The 20,232-nt window shown below is 66.0% G+C and carries 12 protein-coding genes and 1 pseudogene; 5 read left to right on the top strand and 8 right to left on the bottom strand.

Going from position 1 to position 20,232, the window contains the following annotated elements:
• Nucleotides 1-163 precede the first annotated feature (163 nt).
• Both ACNJYB_RS10070 and ACNJYB_RS10065 read left to right on the top strand, forming a co-directional pair.
• Entirely contained in the window at nt 164-1,132 is a 969-nt protein-coding gene (locus tag ACNJYB_RS10070) for an NUDIX hydrolase (protein WP_439373808.1), read from the top strand.
• 48 nt (nt 1,133-1,180) lie between these two features.
• Nucleotides 1,181-3,892: a DUF2339 domain-containing protein gene (locus ACNJYB_RS10065; protein WP_439373807.1), complete on the top strand. Its 2,712-nt coding sequence runs from the start codon at nt 1,181-1,183 to the stop codon at nt 3,890-3,892.
• 180 nt (nt 3,893-4,072) lie between these two features.
• On the opposite strand, the gene ACNJYB_RS10060 is transcribed toward ACNJYB_RS10065, so the two are convergent.
• The 6 genes and pseudogenes from ACNJYB_RS10060 to ACNJYB_RS10035 form a co-directional block, all read right to left on the bottom strand.
• Complete coding sequence (locus ACNJYB_RS10060) at nt 4,073-5,761, bottom strand: methyl-accepting chemotaxis protein (protein WP_439373806.1); 1,689 nt, start codon at nt 5,759-5,761, stop codon at nt 4,073-4,075.
• 232 nt (nt 5,762-5,993) lie between these two features.
• On the bottom strand, nt 5,994-7,727 hold the full coding sequence (locus ACNJYB_RS10055; RefSeq protein ID WP_439373805.1) for a methyl-accepting chemotaxis protein: 1,734 nt from the start codon (nt 7,725-7,727) through the stop codon (nt 5,994-5,996).
• A gap of 205 nt (nt 7,728-7,932) precedes the next feature.
• Nucleotides 7,933-8,076: pseudogene (locus ACNJYB_RS10050) on the bottom strand (DUF6894 family protein); the annotation flags it as partial.
• 165 nt (nt 8,077-8,241) lie between these two features.
• Nucleotides 8,242-8,841: a hypothetical protein gene (locus ACNJYB_RS10045; protein WP_439373804.1), complete on the bottom strand. Its 600-nt coding sequence runs from the start codon at nt 8,839-8,841 to the stop codon at nt 8,242-8,244.
• Between the two features lie 113 nt (nt 8,842-8,954).
• Nucleotides 8,955-9,941 (bottom strand): acrylyl-CoA reductase (NADPH), encoded by a 987-nt coding sequence (gene acuI, locus ACNJYB_RS10040; RefSeq protein ID WP_439373803.1) that lies wholly within the window; start codon nt 9,939-9,941, stop codon nt 8,955-8,957.
• A gap of 41 nt (nt 9,942-9,982) precedes the next feature.
• Nucleotides 9,983-11,233 carry an MFS transporter gene (locus tag ACNJYB_RS10035; RefSeq protein WP_439373802.1) on the bottom strand — a complete coding sequence of 417 codons (1,251 nt, stop codon included), beginning with the start codon at nt 11,231-11,233 and terminating at the stop codon, nt 9,983-9,985.
• A gap of 319 nt (nt 11,234-11,552) precedes the next feature.
• Between ACNJYB_RS10035 and nadA the strand changes: the two genes are divergently transcribed.
• From nadA to nadC, 3 genes are all read left to right on the top strand, one after another.
• Complete coding sequence (gene nadA / locus ACNJYB_RS10030) at nt 11,553-12,656, top strand: quinolinate synthase NadA (RefSeq protein ID WP_439373801.1); 1,104 nt, start codon at nt 11,553-11,555, stop codon at nt 12,654-12,656.
• Nucleotides 12,657-12,835: 179 nt separating this feature from the next.
• Entirely contained in the window at nt 12,836-14,443 is a 1,608-nt protein-coding gene (locus ACNJYB_RS10025; protein WP_439373800.1) for an L-aspartate oxidase, read from the top strand.
• 11 nt (nt 14,444-14,454) lie between these two features.
• Nucleotides 14,455-15,333, top strand: a complete 879-nt coding sequence (nadC, locus tag ACNJYB_RS10020; protein WP_439373799.1) for a carboxylating nicotinate-nucleotide diphosphorylase — start codon at nt 14,455-14,457, stop codon at nt 15,331-15,333.
• A 137-nt stretch (nt 15,334-15,470) separates the two neighbouring features.
• On the opposite strand, the gene ACNJYB_RS10015 is transcribed toward nadC, so the two are convergent.
• Together ACNJYB_RS10015 and ppdK are read right to left on the bottom strand one after the other, a co-directional pair.
• The gene (locus ACNJYB_RS10015; RefSeq protein ID WP_439373798.1) at nt 15,471-16,925 is read right to left on the bottom strand and encodes a cell wall hydrolase; all 1,455 of its coding nucleotides are present in this window, start codon (nt 16,923-16,925) and stop codon (nt 15,471-15,473) included.
• A gap of 452 nt (nt 16,926-17,377) precedes the next feature.
• A complete protein-coding gene (gene ppdK, locus ACNJYB_RS10010; RefSeq protein ID WP_439373797.1) occupies nt 17,378-20,227 on the bottom strand; it encodes a pyruvate, phosphate dikinase in 2,850 nt (949 codons plus the stop codon).
• Nucleotides 20,228-20,232: the final 5 nt, after the last annotated feature.

The following is a 20,232-nucleotide window of genomic DNA, read 5'->3' as shown; positions in this document are numbered from 1 at the left end:
GAGGAGAGGGTGCCGTCTCATTGGGATTCCCCAACAGGCGAGAGCCCTCACCCGCGCCTTCGGCGCGACCTCTCCCGCAAGCGGCAGAGGTGCAGCGAGGCCGCGGAGAGGTCTGCTCGATCAACCGGCATGCCTCTCTCACAACACCCGCGACATCAGCCGCATGAGCGAGACGCTGCTGACGCCGATCGAGATCGGCCTGACCGCTGCGATCGTCGCGATCGAGGACCACGAGCCGCTGATCCTCACCGCACGCGGCAGTGACGGGCTGGCGGGCCTGCCGTTCGGGCCATTCGATGCGCTGAGCCATCGCACCTTCGAGATCGGCTTGCGCGCCTGGGTCGAGGAGCAGGCGGGCCTGCGGCTCGGCTATGTCGAGCAGCTCTACACCTTCGGCGATCGCGGCCGTCATGCCGAGGCCGGCGATACCGGCGCGCATATGGTGTCGATCGGCTATCTCGCGCTCACACGCGCCGCGCGCGGCGAGCTCGCGGCAAACGGCGCAAGCTTCGAGCCGTGGTACCGCTTCCTGCCCTGGGAGGACTGGCGCGAGGAGCCACCCGCGATCATCGCCCGCGACATCATCCCGGCGCTGACCAAGTGGGCCGAAGAAGACCCCCCCGAGACGACGCGCGCGCTGCCGCGCAAGGATCGCGTGCGGTTCTATTTCGGGCTCGAGGGTGCGCCCTGGGACGAGGAGCGCGTGCTCGACCGCTATGAGCTGTTGTACGAGGCCGGGCTGATCGAGGAGGCGCGCCGCGACGGCCGTCCTGCGGCATTAGCGCGCAAGGCGCTGCCGGCGCTCGGGACCTCGATGCGGTTCGATCACCGCAGGATTCTCGCCACGGGAATCGCGCGGCTGCGCGCGAAACTGAAGTATCGTCCTGTGGTGTTTGAACTTTTGCCCGCCGAGTTCACACTCACGGAATTGCAACATACGGTGGAGGCGATCTCCGGCCGGCATCTGCACAAGCAGAATTTCCGGCGCCTGGTCGAATCGGAAGCCTTGGTCGAACCGACCGGCGTGATGTCGACACAGACTGGCGGACGACCGGCAGCGTTCTACCGCTTCCGCCGCGAGGTGCTCCAGGAGCGGCCCGCGCCGGGCTTGCGCGTACGCTCCCGGCGCTAGATCCTGAGTTTGGTACCGGCCCCTGCCCGCCGGTTGCCTGGAGGCTTCATGTTCGACGGCCCTTTCGACGTCTTTGCGTTGATCATTGCGATCATCGCCTTCCTGATCGCGATCAAGGCGTCCAGCCAGGCGACCGAGTTGCGCTGCCGGCTGAACTTGCTTGAAGAGAAGTTTTATGCGCAGCGCCCGGTTGTGCAACCGCCGCCGCTGATGCCCGCGCAGGTGCAGGCTGAAACTCCCGCAACGCCTGCCGCAGAGCCGCCGCCGCTTGCGCCGGAAGCCGAGCCCACGCCGCCTCCGCTCGTCGCCGAGGAGGTTGCGCCGCCCCCGCTCGAACCGACCCCGGCGGCCGATACACCGCCGCCTCCGGTGCCGGAGGCAGCGCCCGCACCCGGCTTTGAAGAGCGTCTCGGCACGCGTTGGGTGGTCTGGATCGGCGGCCTTGCGCTCGCGCTCGGCGGCTTCTTCATGGTGCGCTATTCGATCGAGGCCGGCCTGGTCGGCCCTGGCGTGCGCGTCTTCCTTGGCGGCCTGTTCGCGGCCGCGCTGCTGGGGGCCGGCGAATGGACGCGGCGCAAGGAGAGCATCTCCAGCATCCACGCACTGCCGATCGCGAACATTCCCGCGATCCTCACCGCGGCCGGCACTGCGGTTGCGTTCGCGACCATCTACGCGGCCTATGCGCTGTACGGCTTCCTGGTGCCGGCAACCGCCTTCGTGCTGCTCGGCATCGTCGCGATGGGCACGCTCGCCGCCGCGCTCCTGCACGGGCCCGCGCTAGCAGGGCTTGGCGTGGTCGGCGCCTTCGTGACGCCGATCCTCGTCTCCAGCGGCAAGCCGGATTATTGGGCGCTCTACATCTATCTCGCCATCGTCACCGCCGCGAGCTTTGGTCTCGCCCGCATCCGGCTGTGGCGCTGGCTCGCGGTCACGACCATCGCCTTCGCAGTGCTCTGGATCTTCCCGGGGCTCGATACCAACGAGGTGCAGGTCGCGCCGCATGCCTTCCATGTCATCGCGGGGTTCGTGCTCGCCGCGCTGCTCGTGGTCTGCGGCTTCATGTTCGGCCCGACCATCGAGGACGGCGAGATCGAGCCGATCTCGTCGGGCGCGCTCGGCGCCTATCTGTTCGGCGCGATGCTGGTCGTGCTGTCGAGCGCGCATGCCGATCTGGCGCTGATCGCCTTCACCCTTCTGGTCGGCGGCACGCTGTTCGTCGCCTGGCGTGCTCCGGCAGCGACTGGTGCGCTGGGCGCGGCTGCTGCGACCGTGTTCGTCGTGTTCGCCGAATGGGCTGTGCGCGCCAACCCTGACATGCTGGTGCTGCCGGGCGGCCCGATGCCGGGCATCGGTCCTGTCGCGACCGACAGCTCGGTGACGCTGCATCTGGTGACGGCCGCCATCTTCGCCGCCGGCTTCGGCGTCGCGGGCTTTCTCGCGCAGGGCCGCTCGAACTGGCCGATCATTCCGGTTGTGTGGTCTGCGGCGGGCGTCGCCACGCCGATCGCGATCCTGGTTGCGCTCTATGCGCGCATCGCCCATCTCGACCGTTCGATCCCGTTCGCGATCCTCGCGGTGCTGCTCGCCGCGGCCTTTGGCGGCGCGACCGAAGCCTTGACTCGTCGCGAAGAACGACCGGGCGTTGCAACCTCGATCGCCTTGTTCGCGACGGGCACGCTCGGCGCGCTGGCGCTGGCGCTGACCTTCGCGCTGGAGAAGGGCTGGCTCACCATTGCGCTCGCGCTGATGTCGCTCGGCACCGCCTGGATCTCGTTGCAGCGCCCGATCCCGGTGCTGCGCCGGTTGGCTGCCATCTTCGCCGCGATCGTCACCGCGCGCATCGTCTATGATCCGCGCATTGTCGGCGATGCCGTCGGCACAACCCCGATCTTCAACTGGCTGCTGTGGGGTTACGGCCTGCCGGCGGCCTCGTTCTGGTGCGCGAGCGTCTTTCTGCGCCGCCGTGCCGACGACGCGCCGTTGCGCGTGGTCGAGGCAGCCGCGATCTTGTTCACCGCGCTGCTCGCCTTCATGGAGGTTCGTCACCTTGCGACCGGCGGTGACATGATTTCGCCGCCGTCGTTGCTCGAATTCGCGCTGCAGGTCTGCGTCGCGCTTGCGATGGCAATCGGGCTGGAGCGCTTGCGGCTGCGCAGCCGCAGCATCGTGCACAACGTCGGCGCGGTCGTGCTGACCGCGATCGCCGGCCTCATCAGCGTGTTCGGCCTCTTCATCCTGGAGAACCCGCTGATCTGGCGCATCGACGTCGGCGGCGCGGTGTTCAACCTGTTGCTGCTGGGCTACGCGCTGCCGGCCGTGCTGATGTTGCTATTGTCCTATGCTGTGGTCGGCGAGCGCGGCAAGGTCTACGCCAACACCATCGCCGGCGGCGCGCTGGTGTTTGCGCTCGCCTATGTCACGCTGGAGATCCGCCGCTTCTATCATGGCCCGATCCTTTCCACCGGTCCGACGACGGGGGCCGAGCAATACACCTATTCGATCGGCTGGCTCGCCTTCGGCGTGGTACTGCTCGGGGTCGGCATTCTCGTCAACTCGGAACGGGCGCGGCTGGCGTCCGCCGCCGTCATCGCGCTGACGATCCTGAAAGCCTTCGTCATCGACATGTCGACGCTGACGGGCGTCTACCGCGCGCTGTCGTTCATGTGCCTCGGCGTGGTGCTGGTCGCGATCGGCTGGCTCTACCAGCGCATCCTGTTCCGTCGGCAGGTCCCGCCGCCGGCTCCGCAGACGGGCAGCTAAAGCGTCGGGCGAGGAGCACTCCCTCTCCCGCTTGCGGGAGAGGGTCGGGGAGAGGGCGCCTCGGCAATGGGACAATCCCAAGAGGAGAAAGCCCTCACCCGGCGCTTCGCGCCGACCTCTCCCGCATGCGGGAGCGGTAAACGAGCCGCAGCGATCGATTCAACCCGGAGCCATTTCGCTCTAGGCCGCGCGGACAGATTCCAGGAACTTCGCGACCTCGACCTTGAGGCGCGTGCTGTCGGTCGCAAGCGATTTGGCCGCCGACAGCACCTCTGTCGAGGCTTCGCCGGTCTCGATCGCGCCGCGCTGCACGTCGGTGATGTTGGAGGAAACCTCCTGCGTGCCGACCGAGGCCTGCTGGACGTTGCGCGAGATCTCCTGCGTCGCCGCGCCCTGCTCCTCGATGGCGGCGGCAATCGCGGCGGACACTTCGGACAGCCGCTCGATGGTGCCGCCGATCTCCTGGATCGCGCTGACCGATTCCTGCGTTGCGGCCTGGATGCCGGACACCTGTGCGCCGATCTCGCCGGTCGCCTTCGCGGTCTGCTCGGCCAGCGCCTTGACCTCGGAGGCCACGACCGCGAAGCCGCGGCCGGCTTCGCCTGCCCGCGCCGCCTCGATGGTCGCGTTCAGCGCCAGCAGGTTGGTCTGTCCTGCAATGGTGTTGATGAGCTCGACCACGTCGCCGATGCGGGAGGCCGCCTTCGACAGCGCGTTGACGCGCTCGTTGGTCCGCGCCGCCTGCTCGACCGCTTCCGCCGCCATCCGTGCCGAATCCTGCACGCGGCGGCTGATCTCGGTGATGGAGGACGACAGCTCTTCCGAAGCGGAGGCGACCGCCTGGACGTTGGTGGAGGCTTCCTCGGAAGCCGCCGCGACGACGGTGGCGAGCTCCTGGCCGCGCTGCGCGGTGCTGGTCAGCGTCGACGCCGAGGCCTCGAGCTCGGTCGAGGCCGAGGAGACGGTGCCGACGACTTCGCCGATCATCGCCTCGAACTTGCGCGTGATGGCATCGACCCTGCGGCCGCGCTCGATCTTGGCCTCGGCGTCGAGCCTGGCGGCCTCATCGGCAGCCTTCTTGGCGATCAAGGCTTCCTTGAAGATCTGCAGCGCATCCGCCATCGAGCCGATCTCGGTCTTCTCGCCGCGATGCGGCACCTCGGCCGAGAGGTCCCCCTCGCCCAGCGACTGCATCGGCTTGATGATCGAAGCTATGCCACGCGAAACGTCGCGCACGAGATAATAGGCCGCGCTGATCGCGATCACGACCGAAAGCACGATGATGCCGACCAGGACGCGGAAGATCAGCGCATAGCTTTCGGCCGCCTGCTTCGTTTCCAGCTCGGCGCCGCTGTTGTTGAGCTCGATACCCTTCTGCAGCAGCGGATCGGCTGCCTGGGCCATCTTCGCCACCTTGGTCTGCAACATCTCATTGGCATCGGTCGGGAAACGGCCGACGCTCTTGCGCGACAGCGCCATCACGTCCTGCACGCCATTCAGATATTCGGCCCACGCCTTGGCCCACTGCTCATAGAGAGAGCGCTCCTCGGAGGAGTTGATCAGGGGCTCGTAGACCTTGCGCGTCTTCTCGATACGCTCGCGCAGTGAGGCGAGCCGCTTCTCGGCCGCGTCCTTGCCCTCGGCGCTGTCCTGCATCAGGTGCAGGCGAAGGGCAACGCGCAGCTCGTTGATGTCGGCGCGGAGCGAGCCCAGCGCACGCACGCTCGGCAGCCAGCTTTCCGCAATCTCGACCGTGTGGGCATTGATGTTCTGCATGGTGCCGATCGCCGTCACGCCGACGCCGGCGAGCGCGAGCACGAGGACTGACAACACGGTCAGAAGCTTGAAGACGATCGACAACTTCGACATCACGACAAATCCCCATGAGACCTGGCAACGCGCAAACCACCCCGCGCCGCCATCCTCACGACCGACGACAGGATGGAAGTCATTCCGACGATGCTGGCTGGTTCTTATCCGGTAAGATTGCGCACATAGTCGCAAACAGGCGTTAACAGGAACCTAGTGAAGCTACGGGAGCGCAGCGGTGCCTTTACTGCAACTTTAAGTTGCAAACATTCGGCCGGAGCAGCTGAGAGCGTCAGGCGGCGCGCACGGTGCAGAGGAACTTGCCGACCTCGAGCTTGAGGCGGTTGCTGTCGCCCGACAGCGTCTGCGCGGCGGACAGCACCTGCGAGGAGGCCGAGCCGGTCTCGGTCGCGCCGCGCTGCACGTCGGTGATGTTGGACGAGACCTGATGGGTACCTTCCGCCGCCTGCTGCACGTTGCGGGAGATTTCCTGCGTTGCCGCGCCCTGCTCTTCCACGGCGGCAGCGATCGTCGAGGAGATCTCCGACAGCTTTTCGATGGTGTCGCTGATCTCCTTGATGGCGCCGACCGAATGCTCGGTCGCGGTCTGGATGCTTGCAATCTGATGACCGATTTCGCCGGTTGCCTTCGCCGTCTGCTCCGCGAGCGCCTTGACCTCGGAGGCAACCACCGCAAAACCCTTGCCGGCCTCGCCGGCGCGAGCGGCCTCGATGGTGGCATTGAGCGCCAGCAGGTTGGTCTGGCCGGCGATGGTGTTGATCAGCTCGACGACGTCGCCGATGCGCATCGCCGCCTTGGACAGTTCGCTGACGCGCTCGGTGGTGGTGCGGGCCTGGCCCACCGCCTCATTGGCCACTCGAGCAGATTCCTGCACCTGCCGGCTGATCTCGGTGATCGACGACGACAATTCTTCCGTAACCGATGCTACCGACTGCACGTTGGTGGACGCCTCTTCGGAAGCAGCCGCAACCATGGTGGTGAGCTGCTGGCCGCGTTCCGCGGTCGAGGTGAGCGTCGATGCCGAAGCTTCCAGCTCGGTCGCAGCCGATGACACGGTATCGACGATCTCGCCGATCGCGGCCTCGAAGCCGTCGGCAAGCCTGTGCATCTCGGCCCTGCGCTGTGCGGCTGCGGCCTGATCCTGCCTGACCTTCGCCTCGGCCTCCTCGCGCGCCTTCTGCTCCGACACAGCCTTGAACTTCTCGACGGCCGCGGCGACGCCACCGACCTCGTCCCTGCGGCCGAGCCCGGGCAGCACCACGGAGAAGTCGCCGCCGGCGAGCTTGTCCATGGCCACGGTGAGCGCGCGGATCGGCCGGGCGATGGTGAAGAAGGACATCAGCCAGGAGCCGATGAGAACGAGCATGGCGCAGATGCCGACCGCGACGCCGAGACGTTCGCTCGCGGCCATCTCCTGCGTCGCGGCGGCAAGTTCTTCCTCGCTTTTATGCCTGGCAAAATCCGCAATCTCGCTCGTAATCGTATCGAGCTGGGCAGCAATCGGCAGGGTCACCTCACGCGCCAGGCGCGTGCCTTCTTCGGAGAGCTTGGCAGCGGCGGCGGCGTCCGTCGCCGCAAGGGCGATGGCCTCGCCACGAACGGCGGCATTCTGCTGAGCGCCCTTGAGATAGCCCGCAGACAGGCTCTTGAGCTTTTCCATCCGGGTCCGGTTTTCCGGCACTTGTGACAGCTTCAGCATCGTCTCAGCGACTTTGGTCAACGTTTCGGCGCGCTCGACCAGAGCAGCGCCGGCCTTCTGCAGCTCGGCCGCGTTGCCGGCGAGCCGTATGTCGCGGACGGCGAGCTGCATGCTGCGCGCCGCGAGCTTGGCTTCCACCGCCTCGCGCGCGAGCTCGAGCTGCGCGACCGCGGCCGCGTTGGAGCCCCGCACATTGCCGTTACCGACGAGCTGACTTGCGATCATGCAAACGACCAGGATGATGCCGAGTGCCGACGCGATCGCCAGCTTTGTCCCGATCCGCAAGTTCCGAACGAGGCTCAACATTGGTGTTTCCCCAAAGCAATGCGCGCAGCCGAGTCGTTGTCGGCGGCCCCTGGCGTTGATCGCTCTTGCTCAAAAGGTGAGCGCCAGCCATTCCAAATTGGTTAACACCGCCACCGTTCAAATACTGAACTAGGGCGGAAACCCCTTGAAATTCAGCACGGAGTGCGAGCTTAACAGGTTAACCACATCCAGGGATAGGTCTCCCCTACTGCACCACCGTCTCGCCCACAATGCTGATGCGGAACACCGGCTTCTTTTTCTCGTCGAGCAGCTCCATGCTCCACTTGGCATTCGGCTTCATGCTGCGCGCGATCCCGCCGAGCAGATTGGCGCAGACCTCGGTCATCTCTGTTGAACACCTGTCTAGGGCGCGCCCCCCCCCCCGGCCGCACGAAAACGGGGGCGCGAACAGCTACCGGGATGAAAGCCGCCGTCCGTATGACTAGGGCGCGCGCGGCTCGATGTTCGATGGACATATGCAACGGCAAGACGCGGATTGACCCGCACCGCCGGCTCACTGGGTGGAGCGACGCAGCTCCAGCGGACCCTCGTTCCTGGCGGGCTCCGACTTCGCTTCGGCCCTCACCGGCTCGATCCGTCTGCTCTCGACACGCGGCGTCTCGACGCGCGCGGCGACCTCGGTGTTCGGCGCACCGACCGAGCCGGTGTGCTCCGAGGAACGCAGCGAGCGCGGGCGCGCCGACGCGCGCGCCATCAGCATCTGGTTGCCGCCCTGGTGGTGGAAGTCGCAATAGGCAAAGCCCATGCCCGACACCGAACCGCGGAAGCTGCGCTCGTCGGTCTTTTCCAGGTTGAAACAGGGCTCGAACGGAATGCCCTTGATCGAGGCGCAGACGTTCTGGCCGCGGATCTGGAGGGTGTTGCCGGGCAGGCGGAGATGTTTCACCGGGCCCGAGCCCGAGAACTGCACCGCACCGGCAGCGCCGAGGTCGTCGAGGATGCGGCCCGCGCCGCGGGTACCATCGAAACAGGTGAAGGCGAAGACCTTTCCGGCCACGAAGCGGCGCGCCTCGTCGGCGTTCATGCTACCTGCAATGGCCGGCGCAAACGTCGCTGCCGCCGTAACAGCCCCCAACACAATACGCGCAAGCATGCTCAACTCCGAACCGACCCCCGCAGCGGGCTATGCCTTATCTCTTTACCCGCTGCTTACCATACTAACCATGGCAACATTGGAGCAGCTTGGTTGGTAAAGTCTGAACGCCGTCAGACAATTTTTACCACGACGCGGCCGCGGACCTGGCCGGCCAGGATTTTCGCACCCCATCCCGGAACATCATCGAGCGAAATTTCCTGAGTAATTTCAGCTAGTTTTGTCCGATCCAGGTCGGAGGCCAAACGCTGCCAGGCAGCTTTTCGCGGCTCGATCGGGCACATCACGGAATCGATGCCGAGAAGGCACACTCCGCGCAAAATGAAAGGCGCGACCGAAGACGGCAGGTCCATGCCGGCCGCCAGGCCACAGGCGGCGATCGCGCCACCGTACTTGGTCATCGAGAGGAGATTCGCCAGCGTCGTCGAGCCGACGCTGTCGACGCCGCCCGCCCAGCGCTCCTTGGCCAGGGGTTTTGCCGGGGCAGACAATTCACTGCGATCGATGACCTCGGCGGCGCCGAGGTGCTTGAGGTAGTCGGCTTCCGCCGCGCGGCCGGTCGAGGCGATGACGTGGTAGCCGAGCTTGGACAGCACGGCGGTCGCGACCGAGCCGACGCCGCCGGCTGCGCCCGTTACCACGACGGGGCCGCTCTTCGGCGACAGACCATGCTTCTCCAGCGCCAGCACCGAGAGCATGGCGGTGAAGCCGGCGGTCCCGATCGCCATGGCGTCGCGCGCCGTCAGGCCCTGCGGCAGGGCGACCAGCCAGTCGCCCTTCACCCGCGCCTTCTCGGCATAGGCTCCCAGATGGGTCTCGCCCATGCCCCAGCCGGTGCAGACCACCTTGTCGCCCGCCTTCCATTGCGGATGCGAGGAGGCTTCGACCGTTCCGGCAAAGTCGATGCCGGCGATCATCGGGAAGCGGCGCACCACCGGCGCTTTGCCGGTCAGCGCAAGGCCGTCCTTGTAGTTCAGCGTCGACCATTCGACGCGAACGGTGACGTCGCCCTCCATCAGCTCTGCCTCGTCGAACTGCGCGAGCTGCGCGGTGGTGCCCTTGTCCGCCTTGTCGATCCGGATCGCCTTGAATGTGGCCACGGCTGCACTCCCTGACTTGTTTGTCGGGGATGTTTAGCCGATCAGGCCGGCTGCGCAACCGCCCGTGCGACAGGTTTCTCCACGATCGGAAGGTTGATCAGCGCCGAGAGCACGCCGAACAGGATCGAGAGCCACCAGATCGGCGTGTAGGAACCGAACTTCTCGAACACGATGCCACCGAGCCAGACGCCGAGGAATCCGCCGACCTGATGGCTGACGAAGGCGAAGCCATAGAGCGTCGCAAGCCAGCGCGTGCCGAACATCAGCGCCACCAGTGCCGAGGTCGGCGGCACCGTCGACAGCCAGGTCAGGCCGGAGATCGCGCCGAACGCGATCGCCGAGAACGGCGTGATCGGGAACGAGATGAAGGCGAGCGTCGCAAGCGCGCGCGTGAAATAGATGGTCGAGAGGATGTAGCGCTTGGGCAGATAGTTCTGGAGATAGCCGACGCTGAGCGAGCCGATGATGTTGAACAGGCCGATCGCCGCGATCACCCAGCCGCCGGTTTGCGTCGAGATGCCGCGATCCACCAGGAAGGCCGGCAGATGCACGGTGATGAACGCGAGCTGGAAACCGCAGGTGAAGAAACCGAGGACCAGCAGCACATAGGAGCGGTGGCCGAAGGCTTCCGCGAGCGCCTTCGTAAACGTCTGCTCATCCGCGGCCGCCGCGTTGGTCGTGCTTGCGACCGGCGGTGTGGAGAGCGCCAGCGACAGCGGAATGATCAGCAGCATCAGGAAGCCGAACACGGCGAGCGCCTGCTGCCAGCCGAAATTGTCGATGAGCGCGACGCCGATCGGCGCGAACAGGAACTGACCGAACGAACCCGCCGCGGTGCCGGCGCCGAGTGCAAGCCCGCGCCTCTCTGCCGGCAGCAGCTTGCTGAAGGCCGACAGCACCAGGTTGAACGAGCAGCCGGCAAGACCAAAGCCGACCATCACGCCCGCACCAATATTCAGGGACAACGGCGTCGAGGAGTAACGCATCAGGAGCAGGCCGCCGGCATAGAGCAGCGCGCCGACGCACATCACCCGAAAAAGGCCGAAGCGATCCGCCACCGCACCCGCAAACGGCTGCCCCAGTCCCCACAACAGATTCTGCACGGCGATCGCGAGGCCGAATACGTCGCGGCCCCAGGCAAACTCGTGGCTCATCGGCTGCACGAAGAAGCCGAGCGCCGAGCGCGGGCCGAAGCCGAGCATGCCGATGGCGCAGCCGCAAAGAATGATGATCGCCGGTGTGCGCCAGGTGGAACGTGAGACCGAACCGAGCTCGCCAATTGATGTCGACATGGTGTGTCCTTGTCTGTTGTTGGCGGTCCGGAATAGGCAGCCGCGAGCCAGCCCGTTTAATGCATTTGCATGAAAATCCCAAGTCAAAAGCGGTTGCATTCCACGTGTCGTGAGAGCATTGCATTTCAATGAGGCCTCGCCTGACGCGATCTGACGGGAATGTGTGCGGCAGCGTCTAGCGATCCTGAGCGTCGCGTGTTATCTTCGATTTACTCATAATGAGCATATCAGGCTGAAGTCCGCTCCGGCCCTCGGGCCGGATTACTCAGACCACAAATATACTCAATATGAGTATAAATGCCATAGAAGGGAGGCTTCAATGCCGATCGCTGGAATTTACGGCCCTGCCGATTTCGCCAACCGGCCGCAGGGCCACGTCATCACCTCTCCCCGCGCCGCCCCGGCGCGGGGGCCCGCGCTGCCGATGCCTTCGCTGGAATGGACTGAGGACGTCGAGCACGCCACCGCGGCGCTCTATGAGCGCGTGAAGCACGTGATCCCGCCGATCGAGTGGCCGCTGATGGCGCCGACGATTCGCGCGATCAACGAGCTGAAGCGCGCACGGAACGCGGTGATCCTCGCCCACAACTATCAGTTGCCGGAGATCTTCCACTGCGTCGCCGATATCGGCGGCGACTCGCTCCAGCTCGCGGTCGAGGCCACCAAGGTGAAGGCCGGCATCATCGTCCAGTGCGGCGTGCACTTCATGGCGGAGACCTCGAAACTGCTCAACCCGGAGAAGACGGTACTGATCCCGGATTCGCGCGCCGGCTGCTCGCTTGCTTCCAGCATCACCGGCGCCGACGTGCGGCTGCTGCGCGAGAAGTTCCCCGGCGTGCCCGTCGTCGCGTATGTCAACACCTCGGCGGAGGTGAAGGCCGAGGTCGACATCTGCTGCACCTCGTCGAATGCGGTGCAGGTGGTCGAGAGCCTGAATGCGCCGACCGTGATCTTCCTGCCCGACCGTTATCTCGCGACCTACGTCGCCTCGAAGACAGACGTGAAGATCATCGCCTGGAAGGGCGCCTGCGAGGTGCACGAGCGTTTCAAGGGCGAGGAGCTGCGCGCGTTTCGCGAGGCCGATCCGTCCGTGCAGATCATCGCACATCCCGAATGTCCGCCGGACGTGCTGGCGGAAGCCGACTTCACCGGCTCGACCGCGCACATGATCAACTGGGTGCGCAACAAGCGGCCGCGACGGCTGGTGATGATCACGGAGTGCTCGATGGCCGACAATGTGCGAGCCGAGCTGCCTGATGTCGAGATGCTGCGCCCCTGTAATCTCTGCCCGCACATGAAGCGCATCACGCTCGCCAATATTTTACAGAGCCTGCTGATGCTCGGCGAGGAAGTCACGATCGATCCCGCGCTTGCAGAGCGGGCAAGGCGATCGGTGGAGCGGATGATCAATCTGAAGAACTAGCGACACAAGTCGCCACAACCACAGCCGTCGTCCCGGACAAGCGCGCCTCAAGCGCGCGCAGATCCGGGACCCATAACGACAGCACGATATTGGCGCGCTGGTAGCTCCAGCCTGCCGCAACAACAAACAGTCGGGGTCACGGGTCCTGGCTTTTCGCCAGGACGACAATGGAGAAAGCCATGACAGACAACATCCACCACCTCACCCGCGGCACCGACGACGTCGTCATCGTCGGCGGCGGCCTTGCCGGGCTGTTCTGCGCACTGAAGCTGGCGCCGCGGCCGGTGACGCTGATTTCGGCGGCGCCCCTTGGACAGGGCGCATCGTCCGCATGGGCTCAAGGCGGCATCGCCGCGGCGGTCGCCGAAGGCGACACGCCCGAAGCACACGCCGCGGATACGATCGGGGTCGGCGGCGGCCTCGTCGACGAAGCCGTCGCGCTCGGCATTGCCCGTGAGGCTGCGCCGCGAATCCATGACCTGCTCGCCTATGGCGTGCCGTTCGACCGCGACCTCGAAGGGAAGCTCGCCGTGGGGCGAGAAGCCGCGCATTCGGCCCGGCGCATCGTGCATGTGCGCGGCGACGGGGCGGGCGCCGCCATCATCGCGGCGCTAAGCGAAGCCGTGCGCCGGACGCCATCGATCCGCATCATCGAAGGCCTCGTCGCGGAATCTCTGCTGACCGAGAACGGTGCCGTCACCGGGCTTCAATTGCGCGAGGTCGGCAATCCCTCGGCAAAGCCCATTCTGCTGGCCTCGCGGGCGGTCGTGCTGGCGACCGGCGGCCTCGGCCATCTCTACGCCATCACCACCAATCCGCTCGAGGCCAGCGGCTCCGGCCTTGCGATCGCCGCCCGCGCCGGCGCGGTGATAGCCGACCCTGAGTTCGTGCAGTTCCACCCTACCGCTATCACGGTCGGCCGCGATCCGGCGCCGCTCGCGACCGAAGCTTTGCGCGGCGAAGGCGCGACGCTGATCAACCGCCATGGTGAGCGCTTCATGCTCGCGCGCCATCCGCTCGCCGAACTCGCGCCGCGCGACATCGTGGCCCGCGGCGTGTTCGCCGAGATCGCCGCAGGGCGCGGCGCCTTCCTCGATGCACGGGAAGCGCTGGGCACGCGTTTCGCCGAAAAATTTCCCACCGTGCATGCGAGCTGCATCGCCGCCGGGATCGATCCCGCGAGGCAAGCCATCCCGATTGCGCCGGCCGCGCATTACCACATGGGCGGCATCGCGGTGGACGCGCGCGGCCGCAGCTCGATCGACGGGCTCTGGGCCGGCGGCGAAGTGTGCTCCACCGGCGCACACGGCGCCAACCGGCTCGCCTCCAATTCGCTGCTGGAGGCGGTCGTCTACGCCGCACGCATCGCCGACGACATCGCCGGCAGCACGGTGCCCTCGCCTGCGCGCCTCCCCGATGCAGTCGTGACGCCACGCGGCGGCGCGCCGGACGCAGCTCACGTAAGACGGCTGCGCGCAGTGATGAGCGCGCATGTCGGCGTGATCCGCGATGGCGATGGGCTTGCAGAAGCAACACGCGGCTTTGCCGCGCTCGAGCGTGAGGCCGCCAGCCTCACGGTCCGCAACATGGCGATCTCAGCCCTGCTCGTCGCAGCGGCGGCCTGGATGCGGCACGAGAGCCGCGGCGCCCATTTCCGTTCCGATCATCCGGCCGACATCCCTGCGCTGGCGCAGAGAACGATGACCACGCTTTCCGCAGCGCGCGAGGTCGCGCAGAGCCTGACCGAGCGTCCGCTGCCGCGCATTGCGCAATCCGTGACCGCCTGAAGGAATCCTCCATGATTACCTCGACCTCCCTGCTCTATCCGGACGCCTTCCTCTCCCCGCTCGCGATCGACGAGGCAGTGCACCGTGCGCTCGACGAAGACCTCGGCCGCGCCGGTGACATCACCTCGCTCGCGACGATTCCGGAAGCGACAAGAGCGCAGGCCATCCTGGTCGCGCGCCAGTCCGGCGTGATCGCCGGCCTGCCGCTGGCGCTGGCGACGCTGCAAAGGCTCTCGGCCGACATCGATGTGCGCGCGCATGTCCGCGACGCCGCACGGGTTGCCGGCGGACAGCAGGTGCTGGCGATCACCGGGCCCGCGCGCGCCATTCTCACCGCTGAGCGCACCGCGCTGAACTTCGTCGGCCGGCTGTCGGGCATAGCCACGCTTACGGCGGACTATGTCGCACGCACCGAAGGCACCAGGATGCGGATCTGTTGCACGCGAAAAACGACGCCGGGATTGCGCGCGCTGGAGAAATACGCGGTGCGCTGCGGCGGCGGCTTCAACCATCGCTTCGGCCTCGACGATGCGATCCTCATCAAGGACAATCACATCGCAGTCGCGGGCGGCATCCATGCCGTGCTGGAGCGCGCCCGCGCCCATGCCGGTCATCTCGTCAAGATCGAGATCGAGGTGGATACGCTGATCCAGCTGCGCGAGGTGCTCGACACCGGAATGGCCGACGCCGTGCTGCTGGATAACATGGACCTTACGACGCTGCGCGAGGCTGTCAGGATCAACGCTGGCCGTCTGAAGCTGGAGGCGTCAGGCGGCGTCACGCTGGACTCGATTGCGGCCATCGCGGAAACCGGCGTCGACTATGTGTCCTCCGGCGCACTGACGCATTCGGCGCCGAATTTCGACTGCGCGCTGGATATCGAGACTTGATGTCTTCCTTTCCCGCCTGCGGGAGAGCGCGGACTCCGGGTGAGGGGGAGTCTCCGCGAGTCCAACTGTCGCCGTCTTCGCGGAGAGTCCCCCTCACCCCAACGCTCTGCCCGCAAGCGGGGAGAGGTGAAGGACAGCTACCGCCGCTCCGTGTTGCCCATCTCGGCCGAGCTCTTGGCTTCCTGCGCGAGTGCCGCGGTGAGCGCGGCGGTCTGGGCCGGGGTGCCCCAGCTCGGTTCCTCGCTGCCGTCGCCCCAGTTGCGCGGCCGATAGAAGGTGTGCACGCCGGTCTTGTACATCTTCTTCATCTCGGCGACCCAGGACGGGCGCACCCAATAGGCGTGGTAGTGCGTCGACTTGCCGACTTCGGGCAGCCAGATCTGGCCATCGAGCATCGCCTTCGAGATCTTCTTCGCACGCTCCCACATCTCGGGCTCGCGGATGACATCGGGATTGTTGTCGCAGGCGAAGGTGAACTGGCAGGCGAAATGGCGGTGCTTGTTCTGATAGACCGCGCCGCACACGGTGTCCGGATATTTTCCGGAGAACACGCGGTTCATCACCACCTGCGCCACCGCGATCTGGCCGCGCACGGCCTCGCCGCGGGATTCGAAATAGACGGCCTCGGCGAGGCACTTCTCCGACTTCGCGCGCGATTTGTCGTCGAGCGCGAGTCGCTCCGCCGGCGACTTGGCGCGCTGGTTGTCGGCGTTGACCTCCCCCTTCGGCGCAACGCTCTCGCCGCTCTCGATGTCCTTGGCGATCTCGGCCGTCGGCGGGGTCAGCGAGGCCGTGACCTTGATGTCGGGGTCGGGCATCACGATCAGCGGCTCGGCGCCGGGCTGCCAGCTCTCGATGCTCTCGAGATTGCCGCCGAGCGAGGAGTTGCCGAAGAACAAGCTCGAGGTCTTGACGCTGAAGGGTTCGCGCACGGGCGTCGTCGGAGCAGTGGCCCGCTTCAGGGCCTCCAACGGCTGCACCGCGAACGAGCGTGCAACGTCGCCGGCCTGCGGGGGATTGGCATATTGCGGTAATGGCGGCGCGCGCATCGCTTCCGCGAGCTCCGGGTCGAGGGCGGCCGCGGACTCCGGCGACATCGCTCCCGGCAATGCAGCGGTCTTGGCGCCAAACACCGAGCTGTTCGACGTCGCGGGATCTTCCTGCGGGGGTGTCGCGGACGGAGCGACCGTCTCCGGCGTTTGTGCAGGTGTAGCGGTTGCGAGGCGATCGCCCTTCAGCGAGCGATCGACCTTGGGAAAATCTGCGGCCTGGTAGTGGGGCGGCGCCTGCAGTGCCGGATTGCGGCTGACCGCGCCGGTGACGTCGCGGCCATCGATGCTTGCGAGGCGGACCATCGCGCTCTGCGGAACCGAAGTGCCGATGGGCCGGGAGAAGCTGTAGGTGGCGAGCTGGATCGAGGACGCCGAGGAGAACACCTGCTTCTGCCAACGCTCGGCGACGCCGGGCTGACGCGCCAACAGAGAGGCAATGTCCTGATAGCCGGTCTCTCTCGGCATCAATGCGAAGATGCAGAGACCGATGCCGAAGGACGCGAACCGCGCGCCCTTCGGATGCTTACGCAACACTGACATCGATACGCTCACGCTACGCTTACGCTCGTCTGATCGAACTCAGTACATCCGTGCAATTCGATCTTTATCGTAAGTATCCAATTTAGGTTGCCGGGGCGTTAATCGGCGTTGCGCACGCGGCACACTCAAGCGATTGCAGGGGTTTTCACGGGGCGATTGCGAGCGTGGTAAATGTCCGCTGACGTGAAGCGGTAAACAATGGGTCAACACGAATGGTGAAGGAACTCTTGCCGACGCGTCTCAATACGGGACGCGTGGTGAGTTCCGCTGTTAATGTTTTCGCAAAGCGATCCACGCAGGAGCAATTGCGACGAAGCAATCCAGAGTCCCTCCGCGGAGATAGTCTGGATTGCTTCGCCGCGCTCGCAATGACGGCGTGAAGAGAGCGTCGCACAAATGAAAAGAGGCGGAGCCAAAGCCCCGCCTCTCTCGATTCGATCCTGCGCGCCGCCTTACGCCTGGCTCGCGACCGCCTTGCCGAGCGCGGCTTGCGCTGCCGCAAGGCGTGCGATCGGCACGCGATAGGGCGAGCAGGAGACGTAGTCGAGGCCGATATTGTGGCAGAAGGCAACGGAAGCGGGATCGCCGCCGTGCTCGCCGCAGATGCCGACCTTGAGCTGCGGACGCGTCTTGCGGCCGCGCGCGACGCCGATCTTGACCAGCTCGCCCACACCTTCCTGATCGAGCGCGATGAAGGGATCGACCGAAAGGATGCCCTTCGCCACGTAGGGACCGAGGAAGCTCGCCGCGTCGTCGCGGCTGATGCCGTAGGTCGTCTGCGTGAGGTCGTTGGTGCCGAACGAGAAGAACTCGGCGCTCTGCGCGATCTCCGCCGCGAGCAGGCAGGCGCGCGGCAGCTCGATCATGGTGCCGACCTGGTAGCCGATCTTGGTGTTGGTCTCGCGCATCACCGCCTTCGCGGTGGCGTCGATCCGCGCCTTGACCAGGTCGAGCTCGGCCTTGGTCGCGATCAGCGGCACCATCACCTCGAGGCCGACGGCCTTGCCAGTGCGTTTCTCGGCCTCGACCGCCGCCTCGAAGATCGCGCGTGCCTGCATCTCGGCGATCTCCGGATAGGCGATCGCGATGCGACAGCCGCGGAAGCCGAGCATCGGATTGAACTCCGAGAGCTCGCGAGCGCGGTCGGCCAGGCGCCGCGGATCGGTGTTCATGGCACGCGCCACTTCCTCGACCTCGGCATGGGTGTGCGGCAGGAACTCGTGCAGCGGCGGGTCGAGCAGACGGATCGTGACGGGCAGGCCCTTCATGATCTCGAACAGCTCGACGAAGTCAGCGCGCTGCATCGGCAGCAGCTTTGCCAGCGCGGCGCGGCGCGACTGCTCGTCCTCGGAGAGGATCATCTCGCGCACCGTTCGAATGCGCGTCTCTTCGAAGAACATGTGCTCGGTGCGGCAGAGGCCGATGCCTTCGGCGCCGAACTTGATCGCAGTGCGCGCATCATCGGGCGTGTCGCCATTGACGCGGACACCGATCTTGCGGACCTGGTCGGCCCAGTTCATCAGCGTGCCGAACTCGCCGGACAGCTCCGGCTCGATCATCGGCATGCGGCCGGCCAGCACCTGGCCGAGCGAGCCGTCGATGGTGATGACGTCGCCGGTCTTGAAGGTGCGCGAACCGATGCTCATGGTGCCGCGGCCGTAATCGACGCGGATGGTCCCGCAGCCGGAGACGCAAGGCTTGCCCATGCCGCGCGCGACGACCGCCGCGTGCGAGGTCATGCCGCCGCGGGTAGTCAGAATGCCTTCGGCTGCATGCATGCCGTGGATGTCTTCCGGGCTGGTCTCGATGCGGACCAGAATGACCTTGCGTCCGTCGGCCTGAAGTTTGGCCGCTTCATCCGAGGAGAACACGATCTCGCCGGAGGCCGCGCCCGGCGAAGCCGGCAGGCCCGTGGCGATCACGTCGCGCTTGGCGTTGGGATCGATGGTCGGATGCAGCAGCTGATCGAGCGAGGCCGGATCGATTCGCGTTACCGCTTCCTTCTTCGAGATCAGGCCTTCATTGGCGAGTTCGACCGCGATGCGCAGCGCCGCTTTCGCGGTGCGTTTGCCGCCGCGGGTCTGGAGCATCCAGAGCTTGCCCTGCTCGACCGTGAACTCCATGTCCTGCATGTCGCGGTAGTGCTTCTCCAGCAGCGTGTAGATCCGCGTCAGCTCCTTGAAGGCCTCCGGCATTGCCGATTCCATCGACGCCTTGTCGGAGCCCGACTCCTTGCGCGCTTCCTCGGTAATGTCCTGCGGCGTGCGGATGCCCGCCACCACGTCCTCGCCTTGCGCGTTGATCAGGAATTCGCCGTAGAGCTTGCTCTCGCCGGTCGAGGGGTTGCGGGTGAAGGCAACGCCGGTCGCCGAGGTTTCGCCCATGTTGCCGAACACCATGGCCTGCACGTTGACCGCGGTGCCCCACGACTCAGGGATATCGTGCAGCTTGCGATAGGTCACCGCGCGCGCGTTCATCCAGGATGAGAACACCGCGCCGACGGCGCCCCAGAGCTGGTCGTGCGGATCCTGCGGGAAGTCCTTGCCGGTCTCGCGCGCGACCGCGTCCTTGTACTTGCCGACCAGTTCGACCCAGTCGTCGGCAGAGAGGTCGGTGTCGAGCGTGTAGCCCTGGCTGTCCTTGAAGGTGTCGAGGATTTCCTCGAAGTGATGATGCTCGAAGCCGAGCACCACGTCGGAATACATGGTGATGAAGCGGCGATAGCTGTCATAGGCGAAGCGGCGGTCGCCCGACAGCTCCGACAGCGCTTCCACGGTCTGGTCGTTGAGGCCGAGATTGAGCACCGTGTCCATCATGCCCGGCATCGAGGCACGCGCACCGGAGCGCACCGAGACGAGCAGCGGGTTCTTGGTGTCGCCGAACACCTTGCCGGTCAACTTGCCGACATAGTCCAGCGCCTTCTCAACCTGCGGCTTCAGCTCCTTGGGGTAGGTTTTGCCGTGCTCGTAAAAATAGGTGCAGACCGAGGTCGGAATGGTGAAGCCGGGAGGCACCGGCAGGCCCAGATTGGCCATCTCGGCGAGGTTGGCGCCCTTGCCGCCGAGCAGGTCGCGCATCTCAGTCCGGCCCTCGGCCTTGCCGTCACCGAACGTGTAAACCCATTTGCCGGCCTTGGCCGCGGCTGGTGCCTTGGCGGGTGCGGCCTTCTTCGATGCGACCTTGGGGGCACCCTTCGGCGCGCTCTTGGCGAGCGTCTTGCGGGCCGCCGGCGCGGCTTTCGCCTTGGCGGAGGACTTTGATTTCGCTGGTATTTTCTTAGGCTTCGAGGCGGCTTTGGCCATAGCTT

The sequence above is a fragment of the Bradyrhizobium sp. SMVTL-02 genome, assembly GCF_051853005.1.
In the GTDB taxonomy this organism is placed as follows: domain Bacteria; phylum Pseudomonadota; class Alphaproteobacteria; order Rhizobiales; family Xanthobacteraceae; genus Bradyrhizobium.
Note: the sequence above shows the minus strand (reverse complement) of the source record. Positions and strands in the feature narration are given on the sequence as shown.

Excerpts from the sequence above, each read along its gene's own strand:
- ACNJYB_RS10070 (WP_439373808.1), top strand. The coding sequence starts at position 164 with ATGAGCGAGACGCTGCTGACGCCGATCGAGATCGGCCTGACCGCTGCG.
- ACNJYB_RS10065 (WP_439373807.1), top strand. The coding sequence starts at position 1,181 with ATGTTCGACGGCCCTTTCGACGTCTTTGCGTTGATCATTGCGATCATC.
- ACNJYB_RS10060 (WP_439373806.1), bottom strand. The coding sequence starts at position 5,761 with ATGTCGAAGTTGTCGATCGTCTTCAAGCTTCTGACCGTGTTGTCAGTC.
- ACNJYB_RS10055 (WP_439373805.1), bottom strand. The coding sequence starts at position 7,727 with ATGTTGAGCCTCGTTCGGAACTTGCGGATCGGGACAAAGCTGGCGATC.
- ACNJYB_RS10045 (WP_439373804.1), bottom strand. The coding sequence starts at position 8,841 with ATGCTTGCGCGTATTGTGTTGGGGGCTGTTACGGCGGCAGCGACGTTT.
- ACNJYB_RS10035 (WP_439373802.1), bottom strand. The coding sequence starts at position 11,233 with ATGTCGACATCAATTGGCGAGCTCGGTTCGGTCTCACGTTCCACCTGG.
- nadA (WP_439373801.1), top strand. The coding sequence starts at position 11,553 with ATGCCGATCGCTGGAATTTACGGCCCTGCCGATTTCGCCAACCGGCCG.
- ACNJYB_RS10025 (WP_439373800.1), top strand. The coding sequence starts at position 12,836 with ATGACAGACAACATCCACCACCTCACCCGCGGCACCGACGACGTCGTC.
- nadC (WP_439373799.1), top strand. The coding sequence starts at position 14,455 with ATGATTACCTCGACCTCCCTGCTCTATCCGGACGCCTTCCTCTCCCCG.
- ACNJYB_RS10015 (WP_439373798.1), bottom strand. The coding sequence starts at position 16,925 with ATGTCAGTGTTGCGTAAGCATCCGAAGGGCGCGCGGTTCGCGTCCTTC.
- ppdK (WP_439373797.1), bottom strand. The coding sequence starts at position 20,227 with ATGGCCAAAGCCGCCTCGAAGCCTAAGAAAATACCAGCGAAATCAAAG.